Annotated in this window: 18 protein-coding genes; 13 read left to right on the top strand and 5 right to left on the bottom strand. The window is 56.2% G+C overall.

All coding sequences use genetic code 11. From position 1 onward, the window contains the following. The first annotated feature begins 8 nt into the window (after positions 1 to 8). Positions 9 to 2273 carry an arginine/lysine/ornithine decarboxylase gene (locus B9Z42_RS09940; protein WP_100133217.1) on the top strand — a complete coding sequence of 755 codons (2265 nt, stop codon included), beginning with the start codon at positions 9 to 11 and terminating at the stop codon, positions 2271 to 2273. A gap of 49 nt (positions 2274 to 2322) precedes the next feature. Here the strand turns inward: B9Z42_RS09940 and B9Z42_RS09935 are convergent, their stop codons facing one another. Together B9Z42_RS09935 and fabI are read right to left on the bottom strand one after the other, a co-directional pair. Beyond that, a complete protein-coding gene (locus B9Z42_RS09935) occupies positions 2323 to 3177 on the bottom strand; it encodes a DNA ligase (RefSeq protein WP_100133216.1) in 855 nt (284 codons plus the stop codon). Positions 3178 to 3254: 77 nt separating this feature from the next. Continuing rightward, positions 3255 to 4067: an enoyl-ACP reductase FabI gene (gene fabI, locus B9Z42_RS09930; protein ID WP_100133215.1), complete on the bottom strand. Its 813-nt coding sequence runs from the start codon at positions 4065 to 4067 to the stop codon at positions 3255 to 3257. Positions 4068 to 4141: 74 nt separating this feature from the next. Here fabI and B9Z42_RS09925 point away from each other — a divergent pair, with 74 nt between their 5' ends. The 12 genes from B9Z42_RS09925 to B9Z42_RS09870 all read left to right on the top strand — a co-directional run bounded on the left by B9Z42_RS09925 (position 4142) and on the right by B9Z42_RS09870 (position 20131). Further along, a complete protein-coding gene (locus B9Z42_RS09925) occupies positions 4142 to 5962 on the top strand; it encodes an extracellular solute-binding protein (protein ID WP_233203598.1) in 1821 nt (606 codons plus the stop codon). A gap of 1 nt (position 5963) precedes the next feature. Further along, positions 5964 to 6998, top strand: a complete 1035-nt coding sequence (locus B9Z42_RS09920; protein ID WP_100133214.1) for a microcin C ABC transporter permease YejB — start codon at positions 5964 to 5966, stop codon at positions 6996 to 6998. Continuing rightward, positions 6982 to 8025, top strand: coding sequence for an ABC transporter permease (locus B9Z42_RS09915; RefSeq protein ID WP_233203597.1), 1044 nt, complete (start codon positions 6982 to 6984; stop codon positions 8023 to 8025). The genes B9Z42_RS09920 and B9Z42_RS09915 overlap by 17 nt, the downstream gene beginning before the upstream one ends. Further along, on the top strand, positions 8022 to 9710 hold the full coding sequence (locus B9Z42_RS09910; protein WP_100133212.1) for an ABC transporter ATP-binding protein: 1689 nt from the start codon (positions 8022 to 8024) through the stop codon (positions 9708 to 9710). The genes B9Z42_RS09915 and B9Z42_RS09910 overlap by 4 nt, the downstream gene beginning before the upstream one ends. A gap of 143 nt (positions 9711 to 9853) precedes the next feature. Next, on the top strand, positions 9854 to 10411 hold the full coding sequence (gene rimP, locus B9Z42_RS09905; protein WP_100133291.1) for a ribosome maturation factor RimP: 558 nt from the start codon (positions 9854 to 9856) through the stop codon (positions 10409 to 10411). 28 nt (positions 10412 to 10439) lie between these two features. Continuing rightward, positions 10440 to 11924, top strand: coding sequence for a transcription termination factor NusA (nusA, locus tag B9Z42_RS09900; RefSeq protein ID WP_100133211.1), 1485 nt, complete (start codon positions 10440 to 10442; stop codon positions 11922 to 11924). Between the two features lie 24 nt (positions 11925 to 11948). Further along, the gene (gene infB, locus B9Z42_RS09895) at positions 11949 to 14876 is read left to right on the top strand and encodes a translation initiation factor IF-2 (RefSeq protein ID WP_100133210.1); all 2928 of its coding nucleotides are present in this window, start codon (positions 11949 to 11951) and stop codon (positions 14874 to 14876) included. Between the two features lie 33 nt (positions 14877 to 14909). Then, on the top strand, positions 14910 to 15281 hold the full coding sequence (gene rbfA / locus B9Z42_RS09890; protein WP_100133209.1) for a 30S ribosome-binding factor RbfA: 372 nt from the start codon (positions 14910 to 14912) through the stop codon (positions 15279 to 15281). A 2-nt stretch (positions 15282 to 15283) separates the two neighbouring features. Next, positions 15284 to 16234: a tRNA pseudouridine(55) synthase TruB gene (truB, locus tag B9Z42_RS09885; protein ID WP_100133208.1), complete on the top strand. Its 951-nt coding sequence runs from the start codon at positions 15284 to 15286 to the stop codon at positions 16232 to 16234. Continuing rightward, the gene (typA, locus tag B9Z42_RS09880; RefSeq protein WP_100133207.1) at positions 16231 to 18048 is read left to right on the top strand and encodes a translational GTPase TypA; all 1818 of its coding nucleotides are present in this window, start codon (positions 16231 to 16233) and stop codon (positions 18046 to 18048) included. The genes truB and typA overlap by 4 nt, the downstream gene beginning before the upstream one ends. Before the next feature lie 26 nt (positions 18049 to 18074). Continuing rightward, entirely contained in the window at positions 18075 to 18974 is a 900-nt protein-coding gene (locus tag B9Z42_RS09875; protein WP_100133206.1) for a DMT family transporter, read from the top strand. Continuing rightward, the gene (locus tag B9Z42_RS09870) at positions 18971 to 20131 is read left to right on the top strand and encodes an enoyl-CoA hydratase/isomerase family protein (RefSeq protein ID WP_100133205.1); all 1161 of its coding nucleotides are present in this window, start codon (positions 18971 to 18973) and stop codon (positions 20129 to 20131) included. The genes B9Z42_RS09875 and B9Z42_RS09870 overlap by 4 nt, the downstream gene beginning before the upstream one ends. A gap of 77 nt (positions 20132 to 20208) precedes the next feature. Here B9Z42_RS09870 and B9Z42_RS09865 read toward each other — a convergent pair whose 3' ends face one another. From B9Z42_RS09865 to B9Z42_RS09855, 3 genes are read right to left on the bottom strand one after another with little or no spacing between them, the layout of a single operon-like run. Further along, the gene (locus tag B9Z42_RS09865) at positions 20209 to 21123 is read right to left on the bottom strand and encodes a CoA transferase (protein WP_100133204.1); all 915 of its coding nucleotides are present in this window, start codon (positions 21121 to 21123) and stop codon (positions 20209 to 20211) included. 16 nt (positions 21124 to 21139) lie between these two features. Continuing rightward, positions 21140 to 21931 carry a substrate-binding domain-containing protein gene (locus tag B9Z42_RS09860; RefSeq protein ID WP_100133203.1) on the bottom strand — a complete coding sequence of 264 codons (792 nt, stop codon included), beginning with the start codon at positions 21929 to 21931 and terminating at the stop codon, positions 21140 to 21142. A gap of 45 nt (positions 21932 to 21976) precedes the next feature. Next, positions 21977 to 22951, bottom strand: coding sequence for a tripartite tricarboxylate transporter substrate binding protein (locus B9Z42_RS09855; RefSeq protein ID WP_100133202.1), 975 nt, complete (start codon positions 22949 to 22951; stop codon positions 21977 to 21979).

The raw sequence follows: 22951 nt of genomic DNA, 5'->3' as shown, positions 1-22951 counted from the left end.
AGTGCTGCATGAAATTTCGTTTTCCCATCGTCATCATTGACGAGGATTTTCGTTCTGAAAATACCTCCGGCCTTGGCATTCGTGCCCTGGCCGACGCCATTCAAGGCGAGGGTTATGAGGTCATGGGTGCAACGAGTTATGGTGACCTGAGTCAATTTGCGCAGCAGCAGTCTCGCGCCAGTGCATTCATCTTGTCAATTGACGATGAAGAGTTCACGCCTGGCCCCGATCTGGATCCCGCCGTTTTGAACTTGCGTAACTTCATCGAAGAAGTACGTCGCAAGAACGCGGACGTGCCCATCTACGTTTACGGCGAAACCAAAACATCACGCCACTTACCCAACGATATCTTGCGCGAGTTGCATGGCTTTATTCATATGTTTGAGGACACGCCGGAGTTTGTGGCACGTCACATCATCCGTGAAGCCAAAAGCTATCTGGAGAGTGTGCAGCCGCCATTCTTCAAAGCCTTGTTGGATTACGCCGAAGACGGTTCGTACTCATGGCACTGTCCTGGCCACTCGGGTGGTGTGGCATTTTTGAAAAGTCCTGTGGGTCAGATGTATCACCAGTTTTATGGTGAAAACATGTTGCGCGCTGACGTCTGTAACGCCGTAGAAGAGCTGGGCCAATTGTTGGACCACAACGGCGCGATTGGCGAGAGCGAACGCAATGCCGCCCGTATCTTCAATGCGGACCATTGCTTCTTTGTGACCAACGGCACCAGTACGTCCAACAAAATCGTGTGGCATCACACGGTGGCTCCCGATGATGTGGTGGTGGTGGACCGCAACTGCCACAAGTCGGTGTTGCACGCCATCATCATGACGGGTGCTGTGCCTGTGTTTTTGAAGCCCACGCGCAACCACTACGGCATCATCGGCCCTATTCCTCAAAGTGAGTTTGAGCCTGAAGCGATACAGGCGAAGATTGCCGCCAACCCTTTGCTCAAAGGTGTGGATGCCAAGACGGTGAAACCGCGTGTTCTGACCCTAACGCAATCTACTTACGACGGCGTGCTGTACAACACAGAAACCATCAAAAAGATGTTGGACGGCTACGTGGCCAACTTGCATTTTGACGAGGCTTGGTTGCCCCACGCGGCCTTCAACCCGTTTTATGGCACCTACCACGCCATGGGTAAGAAGCGTGAGCGACCCATGCATTCGGTGGTCTATGCCACGCAATCGATTCATAAATTGTTGGCTGGTATCAGCCAAGCCAGTCATGTCTTGGTTCAAGACTCGCAACAAACCAAGTTGGACCGCCATCTGTTTAACGAAGCGTATTTGATGCACACCAGCACCAGCCCGCAGTACAGCATCATTGCCAGCTGTGACGTGGCTGCGGCCATGATGGAGCCGCCTGGCGGCACCGCCTTGGTGGAAGAGAGCATTGCCGAAGCGCTTGATTTCCGCCGCGCCATGCGCAAGGTGGACGACGAGTACGGCCTGGACTGGTGGTTCAAGGTGTGGGGCCCCGATGAGTTGGTCGAGGACGGCATAGGTAGCTCGGACAGCTGGATCATCAAAGGCCAAGGCGAGTCGTCCAAGTGGCATGGCTTTGGTAACTTGGCTGATGGCTTCAACATGTTGGACCCGATCAAGGCCACCATCGTCACGCCCGGTATGGATTTAGATGGCAAGTTCGACACCTCGGGCATTCCAGCCAGCATCGTCACGAAGTTTTTGGCCGAGCACGGCGTGATCGTCGAGAAAACGGGCCTCTACAGCTTCTTCGTCATGTTCACCATTGGTATCACCAAGGGCCGCTGGAACTCGTTGTTGACAGCGTTGCAGCAGTTCAAAGACGACTACGACCGCAACCAGCCAATGTGGCGCATCCTGCCCGAGTTCTGCCAAAAGCACCGAGCCTACGAGCGCATGGGTTTGCGCGATTTGTGCCAACACGTTCACACGCTCTACGCCAAGTACGACATTGCACGCTTGACCACCGACATGTACTTGAGCGACCTCACGCCCTCGATGAAGCCCAGCGACGCCTATGCCCAAATCGCGCACCGCAACACAGAGCGTGTGGCGATTGACGATTTGGAAGGCCGCATCACCACCAGTTTGGTCACACCATACCCACCTGGTATTCCGCTGTTGATTCCAGGTGAAGTCTTCAACAAGAAAATCGTGGACTATTTGAAGTTCGCTCGCGAATTCAACTTGCAGTGCCCGGGGTTTGAGACCGACATCCACGGTTTGGTGGAAGTTGTGGGCGTTGATGGCAAGAAGTCCTACTTTGCCGATTGCGTCAGAGGCTGAGCACCGCGTTGCGCCTTGGTTCACGCATGATCTAAACGGCCTTGAGTTTTCAAGGCCGTTTCTCTAGGTCTGGTTGAATCCGTAGAAAACTTGCAAAGCGAGGCAAGCCTTTGTCGGTCAGCCCCCGATACCGATACGTGACCCATTCTCCGATCGCAGGCGGCTTTTGGCGATCTTGGGCAAGCAATCCCGTGCCTAACTTGAACCGTTTGCCTTGCGATGTCTCGACCAACAAGGCGCCTGTTTGTCCTGCGTATTGCCCCGTTCCAGCCAAGTGTTCGATCACGCGGGCTTCTGCATCGTCATGCGGTTTGAGTTTGAGTTGATCGTTGCTGCGGCCTGATTTATAGGTGGCATTGGCGCGGTGCAACATCAAACCTTCAGCCCCCGAGCTGACTTTGTCATTCAGGAGTTGCTTGAGCGCTGTGGCGGAGTCCAGTTGTTTTTGAGAGACCGCTTCGACCCAAGTTAAGCCAAGTGCCGTTACCAAGCTTGTGTAGGCTTGTATGCGTGCGGTGAATGTACCTCTGTGCATGGGTAAATCAAACACCATGAAGTGCATCTTTTGCCAGTCGGCATCACGGGCGTTGGCTTGTTGAATCACGGAGACGGCGGCCGTGAATTGCCCGCGTCCAGCCCACAACTCGCCTTCAAAAGGTGTGTCAGGCCAACCTTGGGTGAACCAAGCCGGCGGCCTTAATACGGTGCCGCCCCGCGTCAGCAATTGCTGCCCATCCCAGTAGCCGCGAACGCCATCAAACTTCTCGCTCACCCAATAGTCGCGTAAATCGGCGGCGCTTGTGTAGGTGTTCGCCAGCCAAATGGGCGGCACTGTGGCGGCTTGGGCGCAGGGCCGCCACAGCAAAGACAAGGAGAAGAGGGAAAGCAAAGGGCGGCGTTGCATGCTGGCTTCTCCTTGGCGCGCATGAACACATGCGCAAGTCGATCACAAAGCCACACCTTTGCGGCTTTTATGCCAGCTTACTCTGCTGAAGGCTCGGCAATGCCACCTACAACTTGGCTAAATCCGCCGTCAACATAGGTAATTTCGGCGGTCACGCCGGCTGCCAAATCGCTCATCAAGAACGCGGCCACGTTGCCCACATCGGTGATGGTCACGTTGCGGCGAATGGGCGAAGCCTCGGCCACCACGCTCAAAATCTTGCCAAAGCCTTTGATGCCGCTGGCCGCCAAGGTTTTGATGGGGCCTGCGCTGATGCCGTTGGCGCGCAAGTTGCGTCCGCGTGCGCCCAGCGACTCGGCTAAGTAGCGCACCGACGCTTCCAGCGACGCTTTGGCCAAGCCCATGGTGTTGTAGTTCGGCACCGTGCGGATGGCACCCAAGTAAGACAGAGTCAACACGGCGGCGTTGTCGTTCAAGTAAGGCAGGGCTGCTTTGGCCATGGCGGGAAAACTGTAGGCACTGATGTCGTGGGCGATTTGGAAGCCTTCGCGTGACAGGCCATCTAAGAAATCACCGGCAATCGCTTCGCGAGGCGCGTAGCCAATGCTGTGCACGAAGCCGTCAAAGGTGGGCCAATGGGCTGACAAATCTGTGAAGAGTTGTTCAATTTGTGCGTCACTCCCCACGTCGCAGTCAAAAATGAGCTTGGAGTCGAAGTCTGCGGCAAACTCGGTAATACGGTCTTTGAAACGCTCGCCGACGTAGCTGAATGCCAATTCAGCACCCTGATCGTGACACGCTTTGGCGATGCCATAAGCGATGGAGCGGTTAGACAACACGCCGGTGATCAACAATTTTTTTCCAGAAAGAAAACCTGTTTTTGTACCCATGGATGAAATGCTCCAAAAAAATCTTGCAGAATTGTCGCATGCGGTTTTTGGCGTTTTTATTGGCGATTTTTTGCGTGGCTCCTTCATGGGCGGGCCATGCGTATGCCCAATTCGGAGACATCAAATACCCACCGCAGTTCAAAAACTTTGATTACGTCAATCCGCTGGCCGCAAAAGGTGGTGAGTTGGTGTTAGTTCCGCCATCACGCTTGTCGAGCTTTGACAAATACAACCCCTTCACCCTCAAAGGCAATGCCGCGCCAGGCTTGGGCAGCTTGTTATTCGAATCGCTGCTCACCGGCACCTTGGATGAGTCTGCCACGGCTTATGGCTTGCTGGCTGAGGATGTGAGCGTGGCGAGCGATCGCCGCTCGGTTCAGTTTCGTTTGCGTCTAGAGGCTCGTTTCAGCAATGGTGACGCCGTCATGGCCGACGACGTGAAACACAGCTTTGAGACCTTGACCAGCAAGCAAGCGGCACCACAATTTCGCACTCTCTACAACGACGTTGCCGGCGTGGTGGTGATCAACCCACATACTGTCCGTTTCGACTTTAAAAGTGCCAATCCAGAGTTGCCGTTGATTGTGGGCGGCATGCCTGTGTTCAGCCGCGCTTGGGGTGTCAAGGATGGCGTTCGTCAACCCTTCGACAAAATAGTGACCGAGACACCGATTGGTAGCGGTCCTTACACAATTGGCCAAGTGGCGTTTGGCCGAGACATCAGTTACGAGCGTGAACCGAATTACTGGGCGAAGGATTTGAACGTGCGACTCGGGATGTTCAACTTTGACCGCATCACTTACCGACTCTACAAAGACAACACCGCACAACTCGAAGGTTTCAAGGCGGGGGAGTTTGATTTCATCCAGTCGTTCATCGCACGGGAGTGGGCGCGTGGCTATGTCGGTAAAGCGTTTGACAACGGCCAGCTGATCAAGCGCGAACTCAAGCACGGGAATGCGGGTGACTTTCAAGGATTCCTGTTCAACACCCGCTTGCCCAAGTTTCAAGACGCGCGGGTGCGTCAAGCCATCGGTTTGGCCATGGACTATGAGTGGATGAACCGACAGCTGTTTTACAACGCTTACCAGCGTGTGCGCGGCTATTTTGTGGCCAGCGACTTTGAAGCCAAGGGCTTGGCAGACGCTGCGGAGTTGGCCTTGCTCGAGCCACTGCGCCCACAACTGTCGCCTCAAGTATTCAACCAGCCTGTGCCTTTGCCCCCCTTCACCTCGCTAGACCCCAAGTCGGGCGACACCTTGCGTGACCATTTGCGTCAAGCCAAAGCCTTGCTCGCGGATGCCGGGTGGACCTACCGAGACGGTGCCTTGCGCAATGCTGCGGGTGAGGCGTTTCGCATTGAGTTTTTAGACAACTCGGGTTCTATGGGCCGCGTGGTGACCCCGTTTGCCAAGAACCTCGAAAAGCTGGGCTTTGTGGTGAATTACAAAGTGATTGACTTTGCTGTGCTCCAAAAGCGTTTGGACGTGTTTGATTTTGAAATCATCAGCAACCGCAACGTGGGTAGTGAGTCGCCGGGCACCGAGTTGTTGGAGCGTTTTGGTTCTCGCGCCGCTGTAACCGAGGGCTCGGGCAACTTCATCGGCTTAAAGGACCCTGCTGTGGATGCGTTGTTGGGCCATGTCACCGCTGCGAGAACGCGGCCCGAGTTGATCTCTGCTGCACGCGCGCTAGACCGTGTCTTGCGCCACGGCCATTACGCTGTGCCGCATTGGTATGGCGGCGTGCACCGCGTGTCTTGGCGCAGCGGCAAGTTTGAACAACCGGCCATCACGCCGCGGTTTTATCAGCCTGAGAGTTGGGTGACCTCTACCTGGTCAGCCACTTTGGATAACCGCGCTAACTTGGCTGCAGCGCAAAGGGCGGCGCGTTGACATGATGGCCTATATTTTCAAGCGCTTGCTGCTCATGGTGCCAACCCTGTTTGGGGTTTTGTTGCTGACTTTTGTCGTCATCCAGTTTGTGCCAGGAGGGCCTGTGGAGCAAATGGTGGCTCAGCTGCAAGGGCGCGACAGTGGCGGTGAGGGCGCTGCGGCTGGCGGTGCCGGCTATCGTGGCCGTCAAGGCGTGGATGCAGCCCGCATCGAAGAAATCAAGCAGCTGTATGGCTTTGACAAGCCCGCGCCCGAGCGTTTTTGGCAAATGGTCCAGCAGTTTGCACGTTTCGATTTAGGCAAGAGCTTTTACTATCCCAAAGACGTGTGGACCTTGGTGAAGGAAAAACTCCCTGTCTCGATCAGCTTGGGGCTGTGGACCTTCTTTTTAAGCTACCTCATATCCGTGCCCTTGGGTGTGGCCAAAGCCGTACGTTCTGGGTCACGTTTTGACACCTTGACGAGCTTGGTTGTGCTGACGGGCTATGCCATTCCCGGTTTTGTGCTCGGTGTGGCGCTGCTGGTGGTCTTTGGGGGGCAGTTGCAATGGTTTCCGTTGCGCGGTTTGACATCGACCAACTGGGAGCAACTGAGTTGGGGTGCGCGCATCGTTGATTACTTGTGGCACATCGTGCTGCCGATTACCGCCAGCGTGATGGGCGCATTTGCGGTCACCACCATGCTCACCAAAAACGCGATGCTGGAAGAGATCCGCAAGCAGTATGTGCTGACGGCGCGCGCCAAAGGTTTGTCGCAGCGTCGCGTGTTGTGGCGCCATGTGTTTCGTAATGCCCTGATTCCTTTGGTGACTGGGTTTCCCAGCGCCTTCATCGGTGCGTTTTTCACCGGCTCTTTGCTGATCGAAACTTTGTTTTCCTTGGACGGATTGGGGTTGCTGAGTTTCGAAAGTGTGATGCGACGCGACTATCCCGTGGTGTTGGGCACCTTGTATTTGTTCACGCTGATTGGTTTGGTCACCAAGTTGATCAGCGACCTTTGTTATGTCTGGGTGGACCCGCGTGTCAAATTCGACTGAACGTTCGGTATCGCCCAGCAGGCGGGCGTGGCAACGCTTTCGCACCAACCGTTTGGGGTTTGGCAGCTTGGTGTTGTTTGTGGCTTTGTTTGGCCTGAGCCTTTTGGCGGAAGTGCTGTCCAACGACAAGCCTTTGGTGGCGCGCTATCAGGGTCACTGGTATGCGCCCATTGTTCAAAACTTGCCCGAAACCACCTTTGGTGGTGACTTCGACAGCCCCACCGATTTTTTAGACCCCTTCATCCAAGCTCAGTTTGAGCAGCCCGGTAACTGGGCCTTGTACCCGCCCAATCCTTACCATCACACCACGCTGAACTACTTTGCCAAACAGCCCAACCCTGCGCCGCCGTCGTCGGACAACTGGTTAGGCACCGATGACCGAGGCCGCGATGTGGTCGCGCGTTTGTTGTATGGCTTTCGTTTGTCGGTGTTGTTTGCACTGGCCTTGACCCTATTTGGCACCGTGATTGGGGCGTTGACCGGCGCATTGCAAGGCTTCTTTGGTGGAAAGACTGACTTGGCGATGCAGCGCTTTATCGAAGTTTGGAGCGCCATGCCTGAGTTGTATTTGTTGATCATTTTCAGCGCTGTGTTTGACCCGAGCGTGACCTTGCTTTTGGTGCTCTTGGGTTTGTTCGGCTGGATGGGTTTGTCCGACTATGTGCGTGCCGAGTTCTTGCGCAATCGCCAACTTGATTACGTGCGCGCTGCGAGGGCCTTGGGCTTGTCCAACACACAAATTATTTGGCGCCATGTGTTGCCCAACAGTTTGACGCCGGTGGTGACCTTTTTACCGTTTCGCATGAGCGGTGCGATTTTGGCGTTGACGTCACTCGACTTTTTAGGCTTAGGCGTACCGCCGGGCACACCCAGCTTGGGCGAGCTCTTGGCTCAGGGCAAAAACAACATCGATGCATGGTGGATTTCTTTGTCCACCTTCGCTGTGTTGGTGGTCACGCTGATGTTGCTGACCTTCATGGGCGACGCCTTGCGCGATGCGCTCGACCCGCGAAAGGCGGACGCATGAAACTGCCTTTGCTTCAAGTGCGTGACCTTCATGTGCGTTTCGGTGGGAACGAGGTGGTGCATGGCGTGAATTTCAGCCTTGCATTGGGCGAAAAATTGGCGTTGGTGGGCGAGTCGGGATCGGGCAAAAGCGTTTTGGCTTTGAGCTTGGTCAAACTCGTCGAAGGTGCGCAGCTTTCGGGGCGGTGTTTGTGGACGGAACAAAACGTGGATGCACCGCACTTTGCCTCGGGAAACCCGTCAGACAAGGCCTCGGACGATGCCTCCGTCTCTGATCAGTCGGCGCCTGATCGCCTCGCACCTCAAATTCTCGATTTGGTGCAACTGACCGAACGTGAGTTGGTGCCCATTCGCGGGCAAGACATTGCGTATGTCTTTCAAGAGCCCATGACCGCACTCAATCCCTTGTTCACGGTGGGCGATCAAATTGCCGAGGTCTTGCGGGTCAAGCGCGGCTTGCGCCGCGATGAGGCCTGGCAAGAGGTGTTGGTTTTGCTGGAGCAAACGGGCATCCCTGAGCCCACGCGGCGTGCGCGGGCTTACCCGCACCAGTTGTCAGGCGGGCAGCGGCAGCGCGTTTTGATTGCCATGGCGCTGGCATGCAGACCGCGCCTGTTGGTGGCCGATGAGCCGACCACTGCGCTGGACGTAAGCTTGCGCGGGCAAATTTTGGATTTGCTCGACAGCTTGCAGCAGCGTTACGGCATGGCCGTTCTGCTCATTTCCCACGATTTAACGGCAGTGCGCCGTTTTGCCGACCGCGTGCTGGTCATGGAGCGTGGCTCGGTGGTAGAGGAGGGGGCGACGCACACGGTGCTTTCTTCTCCTCAGCACCCTTATACCCAAAAATTGCTCAACAGCCAACCCGTGCGTGATGTGCCTGCGCCGCTCAGCGACGCGCCCTTGGTGATGCAAGCGCAAGGCCTGCGTGTGAGTTACCCCATGCCACGGCCGGGTTGGCGGGGTTGGTTTGGGCGCGCTGAGTTTGTGGCGGTTCAAGGCGCTGACTTTGCGTTGGCAGCTGGGCAAACTTTGGGCGTGATGGGCGAGTCGGGCTCGGGCAAGTCCAGTTTAGCGTTGGCCGTCTTGGGGCTCATTCCCAGTCAGGGGCGTTTGAGCTTGGAGGGACAGTCGTGGTCAGGGCGCGCTGCAGCTGATTTGAATTTGAGACGTCGTGTGCAGGTGGTGTTTCAAGATCCTTATTCATCCCTGTCGCCACGCATGACCGTGGAGGCTTTGGTGGCGGAAGGCTTGACGCTGCATTTCCCCACGCTAGACGCCCCAAGTCGCCAGCAGCGCGTTCTGAATGCCTTGGCAGATGTGGGTCTGACCGAGATTGAATTTAAGGGGCTGTTGCAACGCTATCCCCACGAATTTTCTGGCGGCCAGCGTCAGCGCTTGGCCATTGCCCGCGCTTTGGTGGTGGAGCCGCAAATTTTGGTGCTCGACGAACCCACCAGCGCTTTAGATGTCACCACCCAAAAACAAGTGCTGCAACTGCTGCAGCAGTTGCAGAAGCAACGGGGTTTGAGTTACTTTTTGATCACCCATGATGTCGCTGTGATTCGTGCCATGGCACATCAGGTCTTGGTCATGCAATCGGGGCAAGTGCTGGAGGCGGGCGCTGTGGATCAAATCTTGCTGGCCCCCAAGCACGCCTACACCCAACTTTTGGTGAGCGCGTGAAGCAGAAAATCAGCTAAACCCTTGAAAATCAAGCATTTAGACGCTACAATGTGAGCTTCACGACCAAACGGGCGGGTAATTACCGCCCGTTTTTTTTGGTCGATCGTTTTTTGAACCCCACCATTTCAAGGCTTTTTGTCGACGTGAGCTTGCAGCAAACAGTAGAACAAACCGTGACCGGCTTAGGTTACGACCTGGTTGAGATTGAACGCTCAGCCGGTGGGCTTTTGCGCATCACCATCGACTGGCCGTGGCTGCCAGATGCCCCAGCTCAGATGATCAATGTGGAAGATTGCGAGCGCGTCACGCGTCAGCTGCAATTTGCCCTTGAGGTGGATGGTGCCGAATACAACCGGCTTGAGGTGTCCTCGCCTGGTATTGATCGTCCTTTGCGCCATGTGGCTGACTTCGAACGCTTTGTGGGTGAGGAAATTGACCTCACGCTGAAAGTGCCCATGGGTGTGGCGGCTGCAGGACAGGTGTCTGCCAATCGTAAAAAATTCCGAGGTGTCCTCGAGCGCACCGACGACGGCCAAGGCTGGCAAATCACATGGCGAGACGCTGTGAATGCCAAGCCAGGTCAAAAAATCAGTAAAAAAAGAGCCGAAACCCCGCTGCATGCGCTGGGTTTCACGCTGGACGAGTTGCGCGAAGCACGTCTGGCTCCGATTGTGGATTTCAAGGGCAGACAGCCCCGTTGAACTTTGGTCTTGAGAAGGAGTAGTCGTCATGAACCGCGAAATGTTGATGTTGGTTGAAGCCATCTCGCGCGAGAAAAACGTCGAGCGCGATGTGGTGTTTGGTGCTGTGGAGTCCGCCTTGGCTCAAGCCACCAAAAAGTTGTACGAAGGTGAAGTGGACATTCGCGTGGCCATGGACCGTGACAGTGGCGACTACGAAACTTTCCGTCGTTGGTTGGTGGTGCCTGATGAGGCGGGTTTGCAAAACCCAGAAGCCGAAGAGATGTTGATGGACGCCCGCGAGCGGGTGCCTGAAGCTGAAGAAGGCGAATACATCGAAGAAGCCATTGAGTCGCTCCCCATTGGGCGTATCGGTGCGATGGCTGCCAAACAAGTGATCTTGCAAAAAATTCGTGATGCTGAGCGCGAGATGTTGCTCAACGACTTCATGTCGCGCGGCGACAAGATTTTTGTGGGCACGGTCAAGCGCATGGACAAGGGCGACATCATTGTCGAATCGGGTCGCATCGAAGGCCGTCTGCGTCGCAGCGAAATGATCCCCAAAGAAAACCTCCGCAGTGGCGACCGTGTGCGCGCCATGATCATGGAAGTGGACTTGACTTTGCGTGGTGCCCCCATCATCTTGTCGCGTTCGGCGCCTGAGTTCATGGTGGAGTTGTTCCGCCACGAAGTGCCAGAAATCGAGCAAGGCATGTTGGAAATCAAATCATGCGCCCGTGACGCAGGTTCGCGTGCCAAGATTGCTGTGATCTCGCATGACAAGCGCGTAGACCCGATTGGCACTTGTGTTGGCGTGCGTGGCACCCGCGTGAATGCGGTCACCACCGAGCTCGCTGGTGAGCGCGTGGACATCGTGTTGTGGAGTGAAGATCCCGCCCAGTTCGTGATTGGTGCTTTGGCGCCAGCGAACGTCAGCTCCATCGTGGTAGACGAAGAAAAGCATGCCATGGACGTGGTGGTGGACGAGGAAAACCTTGCCATTGCCATCGGTCGTGGTGGTCAAAACGTGCGTTTGGCCTCTGAGTTGACCGGTTGGCGCATCAACATCATGGATGCGGCCGAATCGGCTCAAAAACAAGCGGATGAAACCCACACCATTCGCGCTTTGTTCATGGCCAAGTTGGACGTGGACCAAGAAGTGGCCGATATTTTGATCGACGAAGGGTTCACCAACCTTGAAGAAGTGGCTTATGTGCCATTGCAAGAGATGTTGGAAATCGAGAGCTTCGATGAAGACACCGTCAACGAGCTGCGCACACGTGCCAAGGATGCGCTGCTCACGCTGGAAATTGCACGCGAAGAGAGTGTCGAAGAAGTTTCGCAAGATTTGCGCGACCTTGAGGGCCTGAATGTTGAGCTCATTGCCAAGTTGGCAGAGGGCGGCGTCCATACCCGTGACGATTTGGCCGATTTGGCCGTAGATGAACTCACGGCCATCACTGGCCAGAGCGAAGAAGATGCCAAAGCCATGATCTTGAAGGCACGTGAACACTGGTTCACGGGTCAAGAGTAACGGTCATGGAGAGGAACACCACATATGTCAAGTACGACCGTCGCTGAATTTGCCAGCGAACTTAAAAAACCGACCGACACCTTGCTCGAGCAGCTCAAAGCTGCGGGCGTGTCGAAATCTTCGGCCAGCGATGCGCTGACCGACAGCGACAAACAAATGCTCTTGAGCCATTTGCAAGCCAGCCATGGCACCGTTTCTGCCGAGCGCAAAAAAATCACGTTGGTCAAAAAGTCGACCAGCGAGATCAAGCAAGCGGATGCCACCGGTAAAGCACGCACGATCCAAGTTGAAGTGCGCAAGAAACGCACCTTCGTCAAACGTGACGATGAGTTGGGTGATGCAGCTGCAGCTGCACCTGAGGCCTTTGAAGAGGCCGCTGCTCCTGCCATCGACCATGCTGAATTAGCCCGTCGTGAGGAAGAGGCTCGCCGTCAAGCCGAGTTGATTCGTCGACAAGAAGAAGAATTGGCTGAAAAACGCCGTCTGCGTGAAGCGCAAGAGGCCGCCGAGCGCGCCAAGGTGGCAGAAGCCAAAGCCGCGGCAGAAGCCGCACAAGCTGAGAGCGCGGCTGCTGCCGCCAAAGCAGCTGCCAGAGCCAACCCACCCGTGGTAGGTTCTCGCGTTTACGCCGAAACAAAACCTGAAGCGCCAGCCGCTCCCGCTGCACCTTCGCAAGCGCAAATCGATGCGCAAGCTTTGGTACAAGCCAAGGCTGATGCCGCTGAGACCGCTCGCCAAGACGCCGCTGCGGCCTCACAAGCCCGCGCCGATGAAGATGCTGCACGTGCCAAAGATTTAGACTCACGCCGTCGCAAAGCCTTGGCCGAAGCCGAAGCCATTCGCTTGATGATGAGCACGCCGCAAAAAGTGTTGGTGGCCAAAAAGCCGGAACCTGTGGCGGACCCTAAAGTGGTCATCAAAGGTACCTTGCACAAGCCTGCGGGTACACCGGGCGCCACACCGCGTCCAGGGACTGCACCGGCCGCAACCACCACGACGCCTGCAAACAAAGAAGTCAAAAGTGCCAAGCTGTCTTCCAGCTGGGCGGATGACCAAGCCAAAAAGAAAGCCATCAAAACACGTGGTGACACCAGTGGCGGCGTGGGGCGTAACAGCTGGCGTGGTGGTCCGCGTGGTCGCCGCGAACGCGGTGGGCGCGACGATGACCACACGTCGAACGCACAAACAGAAGCACGCGTGCTTGAAGTTCACGTGCCAGAAACCATCACTGTGGGTGAGTTGGCCCACAAAATGGCGGTCAAAGCCTCTGAAGTCATCAAACAGCTGATGAAGTTGGGCCAAATGGCCACCATCAACCAACCCTTGGACCAAGACACTGCCATGATTTTGGTGGAAGAGTTGGGTCACAAAGCGGTGGTGGCTGCACTGGATGATCCAGAAGCGTTCACTGAAGAAGAAGCATCAGGTCACCAAGCTGAATCCTTGACCCGCGCCCCCGTGGTGACGGTCATGGGCCACGTGGACCACGGTAAAACCTCGTTGCTGGACTACATCCGTCGCGCCAAAGTCGCTTCGGGCGAAGCCGGCGGCATTACCCAACACATCGGTGCCTATCACGTTGAAACGCCTCGCGGCATGATCTCTTTCTTGGACACCCCCGGTCACGAGGCCTTCACGGCCATGCGTGCTCGCGGTGCCAAAGCCACGGACATCGTCATCTTGGTGGTGGCGGCGGACGACGGCGTGATGCCACAAACCAAAGAAGCCATCAAGCATGCAAAAGCAGCAGGTGTGCCGATCGTGGTGGCGGTCAACAAAATTGACAAGCCTGGTGCCAACCCAGAGCGCGTCAAAGGCGAACTGGTGGCGGAAGAAGTCGTGCCCGAAGAGTTCGGTGGCGATTCACCTTTTGTCTTGGTCTCGGCCAAAACAGGTGTTGGCATTGATGACTTGCTTGAACAAGTTTTGCTGCAAGCCGAAGTGCTTGAACTCAAAGCGCCCGTCGACGCCATGGCCAAAGGTCTGGTGATCGAAGCGCGCTTGGACAAAGGTCGCGGTCCTGTGGCCACGGTGCTGGTTCAGTCCGGTACGCTCAATGTGGGCGATGTGGTCTTGGGTGGTCAAACCTATGGCCGCGTGCGCGCCATGTTGGACGAGAACGGCAAGACAATCAAGTCTGCTGGACCATCCATTCCTGTTGAGATTCAAGGTCTCACCGAAGTGCCGCAAGCGGGCGACGAATTCATGGTCATGTCCGACGAGCGTCGTGCCCGTGAGATCGCCACCTACCGTGCAGGCAAAGTTCGCAACACGAAGTTGGCGAAGCAACAAGCGTCCAAGTTGGAGAACATGTTCTCGGACATGACGTCCGGCGAAGTCAAACTCTTGCCCATCATCGTCAAAGCCGACGTGCAAGGTTCGCAAGAAGCTTTGGCTGCGTCCTTGCTCAAGTTGTCGACCGCAGAAGTCAAAGTTCAGTTGGTGTACGCCGCAGTGGGGGGCATCAGCGAAAGCGATGTCAACTTGTCGATCGCCTCTAAGGCCGTGATCATTGGTTTCAACACCCGTGCCGATGCTGGTGCGCGCAAGTTGGCCGAGAACAATGGCGTGGACATTCGTTACTACAACATCATTTATGACGCTGTGGACGAACTCAAAGCGGCCATGTCCGGCATGCTCACGCCTGACAAGAAAGAAGAAGTCATCGGTACCGCCGAGATTCGCCAAGTGCTGCGCGTCAGCAAGATTGGTGCGATCGCGGGTTGTATGGTCACCTCTGGTGTGGTCCGTCGTTCGGCCAAGTTGCGTTTGTTGCGCAACAACGTGGTTGTCTTCACTGGCGAACTCGACAGCTTGAAGCGATTCAAAGACGACGCCAAAGAAGTCAAAGAGAACTTCGAGTGCGGTTTGACCGTCAAGAACTACAACGATATCGTCGAAGGCGATGTGTTGGAATTCTTCGAAATCAAAGAAGTGGCACGTACGCTCTAAGGCGTGAGTGGCACTTTCACTAGGCAATCCAGCATGGCACGCAAACCGTCCAGCACTCCCAACCGCAGCTACCAAGTGGCCGACCAGATCCAGCGTGATCTGGCCGAGTTGATCGCGCGTGAGTTGAAAGACCCGCGCGTGGGTATGGTCACGTTGCAAGGCGTGGAAGTCACGCCCGATTACGCCCATGCCAAAGTGCATTACAGCGTGCTCACCGGCGACCCTGTGAAAACAGGCGAGGGCTTGAACCAAGCTGCAGGTTTCCTGCGCAATGGCTTGTTCAAGCGTTTGCACATCCACACCGTGCCTACCTTGCACTTTGTGTACGACCGCACGCCTGAGCGAGCCTCGGACATGAACGCCTTGATTGCCAAGGCAGTCGCTTCCAAAGCGAAGGACGACTGAGCATGAACGCGCCCCGCGTCAGGGTGCAGCGTCGCCCTGTACACGGGGTGTTGCTGCTCGACAAGCCCTACGGACTCTCCAGCAACGACGCCTTGCAAAAGGCGAAGTGGTTGTTGCGCGCCGAAAAAGCGGGTCATACGGGCACCTTGGATCCTTTGGCTACGGGCGTCTTGCCGTTGTGCTTTGGCGCTGCCACCAAATTCAGTCAATTGCATTTGGATGCGGACAAGTCCTACGAAGCCATTGCTGTTCTGGGCATTCAAACCAGCACCGGTGACCTTGAAGGTGAAGTCGTTCTTGAAAAGTCAGTGGATTTCACGCCTGAGCAATTGTTGGCCGTGCAAGCCCAATTCACAGGGCCGATCAGCCAAGTACCGCCCATGTACAGCGCCTTGAAAAAAGATGGCAAAGCCTTGTATGACTATGCGCGTGCAGGCATCGAGGTGGCGCGCGAAGCGCGTCCTGTCACGATTCATGCCCTGCAACTGGAAGAGATCGAACCTGAGAATGGCCATCGCCGTTTGAAGATCGTTGTCACGTGCAGCAAAGGCACGTACATCCGCACGTTGGGCGAAGACATCGCCATTGCCTTGGGCACCTGTGCCCATTTGGGCGCTTTACGTCGCACCGTGACCGGTCCTTTTGAGGCCAGTCAGTGCATCACCGTGGCTGAATTAGAAGCCCTCACCGAACAAGCGCGCGAAACGCGCCTGTTGCCCGTCGATGCCTTGCTCGACGGTCATACCCCTGTCACCTTGCCCCCAGAAGATGCGGGCAGATTCTTAAGCGGTGTGCGCCGCCGTGGCTCTTGGCCCGACAGTTCGCACATGGCTGTGTACGGTCAGACGCCGCACGCCCTCTTGGGCACTGCGCACGTCACGGCTGGTGAACTGATTCCCGGGCGCTTGTTGAGCCCGATCGAAATTCAAACCATATTGGAGTGTCAAGCATGAGTAAACAAATCCGTAACATCGCCATCATCGCCCACGTTGACCATGGCAAAACCACCATGGTCGACCAGTTGCTGCGTCAATCGGGCACCTTCGCCGATCACGAAAAAGTGGTCGACACCGTGATGGACAACAACGCCATCGAACGTGAGCGCGGCATCACCATCTTGGCCAAAAACTGCGCTGTGAGCTGGGAAGGCACCCACATCAACATCGTCGACACACCCGGCCACGCGGACTTCGGTGGTGAAGTGGAACGCGCCTTGTCTATGGTCGATGGTGTGGTTTTGCTGATCGACGCGCAAGAAGGCCCCATGCCTCAAACGCGTTTCGTGACCAAGAAGGCTTTGGCCTTGGGTTTGCGTCCGATTCTGGTCGTCAACAAAGTGGACAAGCCCGGTGCACGTCCTGACTTCGTGGTCAACGCCGCCTTCGACTTGTTTGACAAGCTCGGTGCCACCGACGAACAACTCGACTTCCCCGTGGTCTACGCCTCTGGCATCAACGGTTGGACCTCGATGGACGAAGGCACACCCGGTGAGCAGTGGGGCCCCGACATGTCGGCCCTGTTCAACACCGTGCTCAAGCACGTTCCCCCACAACAAGGTGACCCTGCCGCTCCTTTGCAATTGCAAATTTCTGCGCTCGACTTCTCGACCTTCGTCGGTCGTATCGGCGTGGGCCGTATCAGCCAAGGCACCATCAAGCCCCAAATGGATGTGGTGGTGATGGAAGGCCCAGACGGCAAAGCCATCAAAGGCCGTGTCAACCAAGTGCTCAAGTTCCAAGGTTTGGACCGCGTGCAAGTGACCGAAGCCGGCCCTGGCGACATCGTGTTGATCAACGGTATTGCTGACCTGAACATCGGTGTGACTGTGACGGACGTTGCCAATCCTGCACCTTTGCCCATGTTGAAGGTGGATGAGCCCACGCTGACCATGAACTTCTGCGTGAACACCAGCCCCTTGGCCGGTCGTGAAGGCAAGTTCGTGACCAGCCGTCAAATCTGGGACCGTTTGCAAAAAGAACTGCAACACAACGTGGCCTTGCGCGTCAAAGAAACCGACGAAGAAGGTATTTTCGAAGTCATGGGTCGCGGCGAATTGCACTTGACGATTTTGTTAGAAAACATGCGCCGTGAAGGCTACGAGTTGGCCGTGTCTAAGCCACGCGTGGTGTTCCGTGATGTGGACGGTGTGCGTCACGAGCCTATCGAGATGGTGACTGCTGACATCGAAGAAACCCATCAAGGCGGCGTCATGCAAGCCTTGGGCGAGCGCAAAGGCGAACTCGTGAACATGGAGCCAGATGGCCGTGGTCGCGTGCGTTTGGAATACCGCATTCCTGCGCGTGGTTTGATTGGTTTCACCAACGAGTTCTTGAACTTGACACGTGGTTCCGGTTTGATCTCCAACATCTTTGACAGCTACGAGCCTCACAAAGGTGACATCGGCGGACGTAAGAACGGGGTGTTGATCTCCATGGACGACGGTGAAATTTTCACCTACGCCCTGGGCAAATTGGACGACCGCGGCCGTATGTTCGTCAAGGCGAACGACCCTGTGTACGAAGGCATGATTGTGGGTATCCACAGCCGTGACAACGACTTGGTGGTGAACGCCACACGTACCAAGCAGCTGACCAACTTCCGTGTGTCCGGCAAAGAAGACGCGATCAAAATCACGCCTCCTATCGACTTGACCTTGGAGTACGGTGTTGAATTCATTGAGGACGACGAGTTGGTCGAAATCACACCCAAGAGCGTGCGTCTGCGTAAGCGTTTCTTGACCGAAAGCGAACGCAAGCGCAACAAGTAATCCTCTTTACCAAGCGCTTAAAGCAGATGCGTTGGACGCATGCCCGTGCAGTGTGGACCATGGTGGGGGTCACCGCCCTGTGGTCCATTGCGGGCATCGTGACACGTCAGCTAGAGAGTGCCCAGAGTTTTGAGGTCACGTTTTGGCGTAGCTTGTTCACCGTTGCTTCATTGCTGGTGATCTTGCCCCTCTATCAAGGCCGAGAGTTTTTCTCTCGGCTTTTTCACGCCCCGCGCGTCTTGTGGCTAAGTGGTGCTTGCTGGGCGGTGATGTTCACGGCCTTCATGGTGGCGCTCACGTTGGCTCCGGTGGCGGAGGTCTTGATCACCATGGCGGTAGGGCCGCTCATTTCTGCCCTTGTCGCCCGTATTTTCTTTGGCCAACGCATTGCTGCGCACACGGGTTTGTCGATTGCTTTGGCCTGCGCCGGTATGGCTTGGATGTTTGCAGGGCCGCTTGCAGATACCGGCTCACCCGGCGTCTCTTTGGGAACCTGGGTGGCCTTGTTGGTTCCCACGGCAGCTGCCGTGAATTGGAGTGTGGTGCAACACGCGCAAACCCGCGGGCAATCTCTGGACATGGTGCCAGCCGTCCTGGTCGGTGCAGTTTTGTCCGCCCTGTGTACCTTGCCTCTGGCATGGCCGCTGCGCGCCAGTGGATCCGATGTGGCCTGGTTGGCCTTGCTGGGTTTGGTGCAGTTGGCAGTGCCCTGTGTGCTGGTGGTGATTTGTGCGCGCGTGTTGCCCGCCCCCGAAATTTCTTTGCTGGCTTTGCTTGAAGTGTTATTCGGCATTGCTTTGGCGTGGCTGGGTGCGGATGAAGTTCCTAGTGCGCAAGTGCTCAGTGGTGGTGCCATGGTGGTTTTGGCTTTGCTGCTCAACGCTTGGTGGACACAGCGATCAACGACAGGACATAAAAAGACATGAACCTCTATACCGAAGATGTGCAACACCACTGTGTGGGCCACATTGGCTTGATTACTTTGAACCGTCCCAAGGCTTTGAATGCCTTGTCGTTGGACATGGTGCGTGAGTTGACCCATGTCCTGCAGATGTGGCAAAACGACCCTCAAGTTTGGGCCGTTGCGATTCGCGGCTGCAACAAAGAGGGACCTTTTGGCGCCTTTTGTGCAGGCGGTGATATTCGTTACTTTCACCAAGCCGCGCTGTCTGGCGACGCGAGTTTGGAAGACTTCTTCACGGAGGAGTACAGCCTCAATCATCTGATTCAGAACTATCCCAAGCCCTACATTGCTTTCATGGACGGCATTGTCATGGGCGGTGGCATGGGCGTGAGTCAAGGCGCGGCTTTGCGCATCGTCACGGAACGCACACTGATGGCCATGCCAGAAACGCATATTGGCCTGTTTCCTGATGTGGGTGGTGGCTACTTTTTGAGCCGCTGTGCCGGATCCATCGGCGAGTATTTGGCCCTGACGGGGCAGGTACTGCGCGGTGGCGAGGCTTTGACAGTGGACTTAGCCGATGCATGCGCAGCCTCCGCTGATTTGCCGGCCTTATGGCAAGGCTTGTCGGAAAAGAGTTGGTCTGATGCCGCAGCCATGTTGGCTTGGTTACGTGAGCAAACGCAGGCCACCACACAAGCAGCTGTCGCTCAGTCACCCGCTTGGAAGGCGCCAGCGCTGGATGCCGTTTTTTCCCTCCATACCATCACTGAGATGGTGCAGGCTCTGCAAGTTCAAATTCAAGATGAGCAAGCCAAAGCAACAGCAACAGATGATGGCAGCACTTGGGCCAGCCAAACTCTAGACGCTTTGCGTCACCGTTCGCCGCTGATGTTGCACGTCACCTTGGAGCTGGTGCGTCGCGGTCGCCAGATGAGCTTGGCTGAAGACTTACGCTTGGAGCGTGACTTGGTGCGTCACTGTTTCAACACGGACCATCTGGCTCGCCGTGGCGTGAGCAGCGAAACCGTGGAAGGCATCCGCGCTTTGGCGGTCGACAAAGACCGCCAGCCCAAGTGGCAGCCCAGTCGCATTGAAGAGGTCACCTCCGAGATGGTGCTCCCCTTTTTCGAAAGTCCTTGGCCCAGCAGTGCGCACCCTTTGCGCCATTTGAGCTGAAGCGTCCCGTTCAAAACTCAACCGTCCGTGTTGCGACGGGCGAAAAGTGGGCCAAGCGATGGCCCATGTCCCCGTGCCTAACGCGCCAACGAATGTAGCGGAATGTCTTTGCTCGCCGCCAAGCGGTCAAGCTGTTGGCGCGTTTGGGTGAGGAAGAAAGCTGCCAAGGCCTCATGCGTGGCCTTTTTCTGCATCTGTTTGGCAGGGTCTGTGCTGAGGCCTGCCGCTTCACACAAACGAGCGGCAAAGTGCGGTTCTAAAGCAGCCACGGCGACGCGACCGTTTTTGCAAGGGTAGACCTTGTAGCCAGCATGTGCACCGCCCACATCGCCTTGTGGCGTGGTCAAGCCCCAAGTGCGCGGCAGGGCCAAATAGGCGGCCGCATCACTCAGCGCGATTTCTTGAAACACGCCTTTGCCATGACTGCGTCCTGGGCGTTGGCGCAGCAGCAAAGCTTTTAACACCGCTTCGGTCGTGAGCAATGAGCCGCCCATGTCTGCATACAGCGTGGCCGGCAATTCGAGCCCTGTCACCAAGTGGTTTTCGGCCAAATACGTCAAATCATGACCAGGTTCTTCCGCCCGTTCGCCGGGTGAGCCCACGATCGCGATCATGCACAAAGCAGGGTAAGCGCGGTGCAAATCCGCCCAGTTCATTCCCAGTTTTTTCAGGGCCGAAGGGCGAAACGATGTGATCAAAACATCTGTTTGCGCCAGTTGTTTGTGCAGCGCCACTTGGCCACGCTCGGACTTTAAATCCGCCTGAACGACCTTCACACCTTGGTGCATCACCGCGTAGGCTTCAGGTTTGTAGAGCCCCATCGGGTCTAAGGTCGTGCCGCCAGCAGGAGGCAAGGGTTCGAGCTTGGTGCATTTGGCACCCATGGCCTGCAGTCGCATGACGGCAGCGGGGCCAGGCAAGTTCAGGGCAAGGGTTAAGACGCGCACCCCTTTGAGTGGGGTGATTGAAAGGGAGGGTGTGGCAGCAGTCATGCCGCCATTATCAATGTCAACGCGACGTCGCTGGATCTAAACCTGTCGCCCGCACGATGTTGGCCACAGCCGGCGAGGTGAAAAAACGCACCAAATGTTTGGCCGCTTCTTGCTCTTGCGAACCTTCCACCAAGGCGGAGGAGAAATAGATGGTTTGTTGCACCGACTCTGGCAAGGTGCCGATGAAGTCGAGTTCTTTGAAATAAATCAACTCACTCACTTGCTGAAAGCCCAACTCGGCATCGCCCCTTGCCACGACGGCTCCCACACGCTCGCTCATGATTTTCTTGGCCGTGTCTTTCAGCTGATCAGCCACGCCCAATTTAGGGAACAGCTCCGTCGACAAATAGGTGCCGCTCGCGCTGGCCGAATAGGCAATCGATTTGGCGTTGAGCAAGGTTTGCTTCAACGCATCCACCGTGCTGATGTCAGGTTTGGGGGTGCCTTTGCGAACTGCGGCGCCAATTTGAGAGCGCGCCAAATCGACACGGCTGCCTTTGACCAGCTTGCCATCCTTGGCCAAGGCTTCTAAGCCACCTTCAGACAAGATCACCAAGTCAAACTTTTCGCCACGCGCGAAACGGCTTGGGATGGAGTCAGGCGCATTGCCAATGGAGGCCCCAAATGCGCTGATCACTTTATGGCCAGACGCTTGCTCGTAAATAGGGATCAGTTGTTTGTAGGCTTCGGTGAATGCGCCCGAGGTGATGACGCGAATTTCGGCAGCGCTGGCGATTTGCGAGGCCAGCAGCAAAACGCCCAAGCCAAATAGTGCGGCACGTCGGGTGGTGTTTTGAAAGAGGGTCATGGGGTGTTTCGTGTTGTGTAGGTCAAGGTGATGCCATTTGAAAATTTATTCGCCCGTGATCTTGCGTTCCCGGATCACGCGGCCCCAAGTGGCTGTTTCTTTGGCCATGTATTTCGCCAATTCATCACGCGTACCTGGCAGTGGCGTCAGACCGTGGCTGTTGAGTTGCTCCACCACGTCGGGCGACTTCAACACTTTGACGAGCTCTGCATTCCAGCGATCCAAGATCGGTGCAGGCACTTTGGAGGAGGCCACAAAGGCATACCAGTTGGTGGCGCTGAAGCCAGGGTAGCCCGACTCTGCGATGGTTGGAATCTTGGGCAGCGATTTCAGGCGTTGCAGTCCTGTGCTGGCCAAAGGGATCAGCTTGCCGTTCTCAATGTAGGCCTGAGATGTTGACAAGGTGGAGTAGTAAGACGCCACCCGCTCGCCCAGCAAGTCTTGCAGCGCAGGTGCACCGCCTTTGTAGGGGATGTGCACCGTGTCGATGCCCGCCATGTCGTTCATCAATTCGCCCGCCAGGTGGGAGGCGGAACCGGGCCCCGTGGAGGCGAAGTCCAACTTGCCGGGGTTCTTTTTGGCGTAAGCGATGAATTCGGCAAACGTTTTGATACCCGTGCCCGCATGCACCACAAGCACGTTAGGAAAGTTCACACCCATGGTGATAGGTGCGAGGTCTTTGACCGGGTCGTAGGGCAGCTTCATCAAATGTTGCGCAATGGTCAGTGGACCCACGGAGCCAAACAAAATGGTGCTGCCATCGGTCGGGCCGTTGGCTGCGAATTGGTGGGCAATGTTGCCCCCAGCACCACCGCGGTTGTCAATCACCACTGACGCACCGATGTTGTCGCCCAATTTTTTGGCAATGATGCGTGCGGCTGTGTCTGCCGCACCGCCCGCTGCAAAACCGACCACCATAGTGATGGTTTTCTTCGGTGGAAATTCTTGGGCATGACCGCAAACGGCACTGAGGCCCAATGCCAAGGCCGCGCAGGTCCGGATGAAATGACGGGTGTTCAT

The sequence above is a fragment of the Limnohabitans sp. B9-3 genome (assembly GCF_002778325.1).
GTDB lineage: Bacteria > Pseudomonadota > Gammaproteobacteria > Burkholderiales > Burkholderiaceae_C > Limnohabitans > Limnohabitans kasalickyi.
Note: the sequence above shows the minus strand (reverse complement) of the source record. Positions and strands in the feature narration are given on the sequence as shown.

Coding starts and splice junctions, on each gene's coding strand:
- nusA (WP_100133211.1), top strand. CDS start 10,440: ATGAACCGCGAAATGTTGATGTTGGTTGAAGCCATCTCGCGCGAGAAA.
- B9Z42_RS09920 (WP_100133214.1), top strand. CDS start 5,964: ATGATGGCCTATATTTTCAAGCGCTTGCTGCTCATGGTGCCAACCCTG.
- infB (WP_100133210.1), top strand. CDS start 11,949: ATGTCAAGTACGACCGTCGCTGAATTTGCCAGCGAACTTAAAAAACCG.
- B9Z42_RS09910 (WP_100133212.1), top strand. CDS start 8,022: ATGAAACTGCCTTTGCTTCAAGTGCGTGACCTTCATGTGCGTTTCGGT.
- B9Z42_RS09875 (WP_100133206.1), top strand. CDS start 18,075: ATGCGTTGGACGCATGCCCGTGCAGTGTGGACCATGGTGGGGGTCACC.
- B9Z42_RS09865 (WP_100133204.1), bottom strand. CDS start 21,123: ATGACTGCTGCCACACCCTCCCTTTCAATCACCCCACTCAAAGGGGTG.
- truB (WP_100133208.1), top strand. CDS start 15,284: ATGAACGCGCCCCGCGTCAGGGTGCAGCGTCGCCCTGTACACGGGGTG.
- B9Z42_RS09870 (WP_100133205.1), top strand. CDS start 18,971: ATGAACCTCTATACCGAAGATGTGCAACACCACTGTGTGGGCCACATT.
- fabI (WP_100133215.1), bottom strand. CDS start 4,067: ATGGGTACAAAAACAGGTTTTCTTTCTGGAAAAAAATTGTTGATCACC.
- typA (WP_100133207.1), top strand. CDS start 16,231: ATGAGTAAACAAATCCGTAACATCGCCATCATCGCCCACGTTGACCAT.
- rbfA (WP_100133209.1), top strand. CDS start 14,910: ATGGCACGCAAACCGTCCAGCACTCCCAACCGCAGCTACCAAGTGGCC.
- B9Z42_RS09860 (WP_100133203.1), bottom strand. CDS start 21,931: ATGACCCTCTTTCAAAACACCACCCGACGTGCCGCACTATTTGGCTTG.
- B9Z42_RS09855 (WP_100133202.1), bottom strand. CDS start 22,951: ATGAACACCCGTCATTTCATCCGGACCTGCGCGGCCTTGGCATTGGGC.
- B9Z42_RS09940 (WP_100133217.1), top strand. CDS start 9: ATGAAATTTCGTTTTCCCATCGTCATCATTGACGAGGATTTTCGTTCT.
- B9Z42_RS09935 (WP_100133216.1), bottom strand. CDS start 3,177: ATGCAACGCCGCCCTTTGCTTTCCCTCTTCTCCTTGTCTTTGCTGTGG.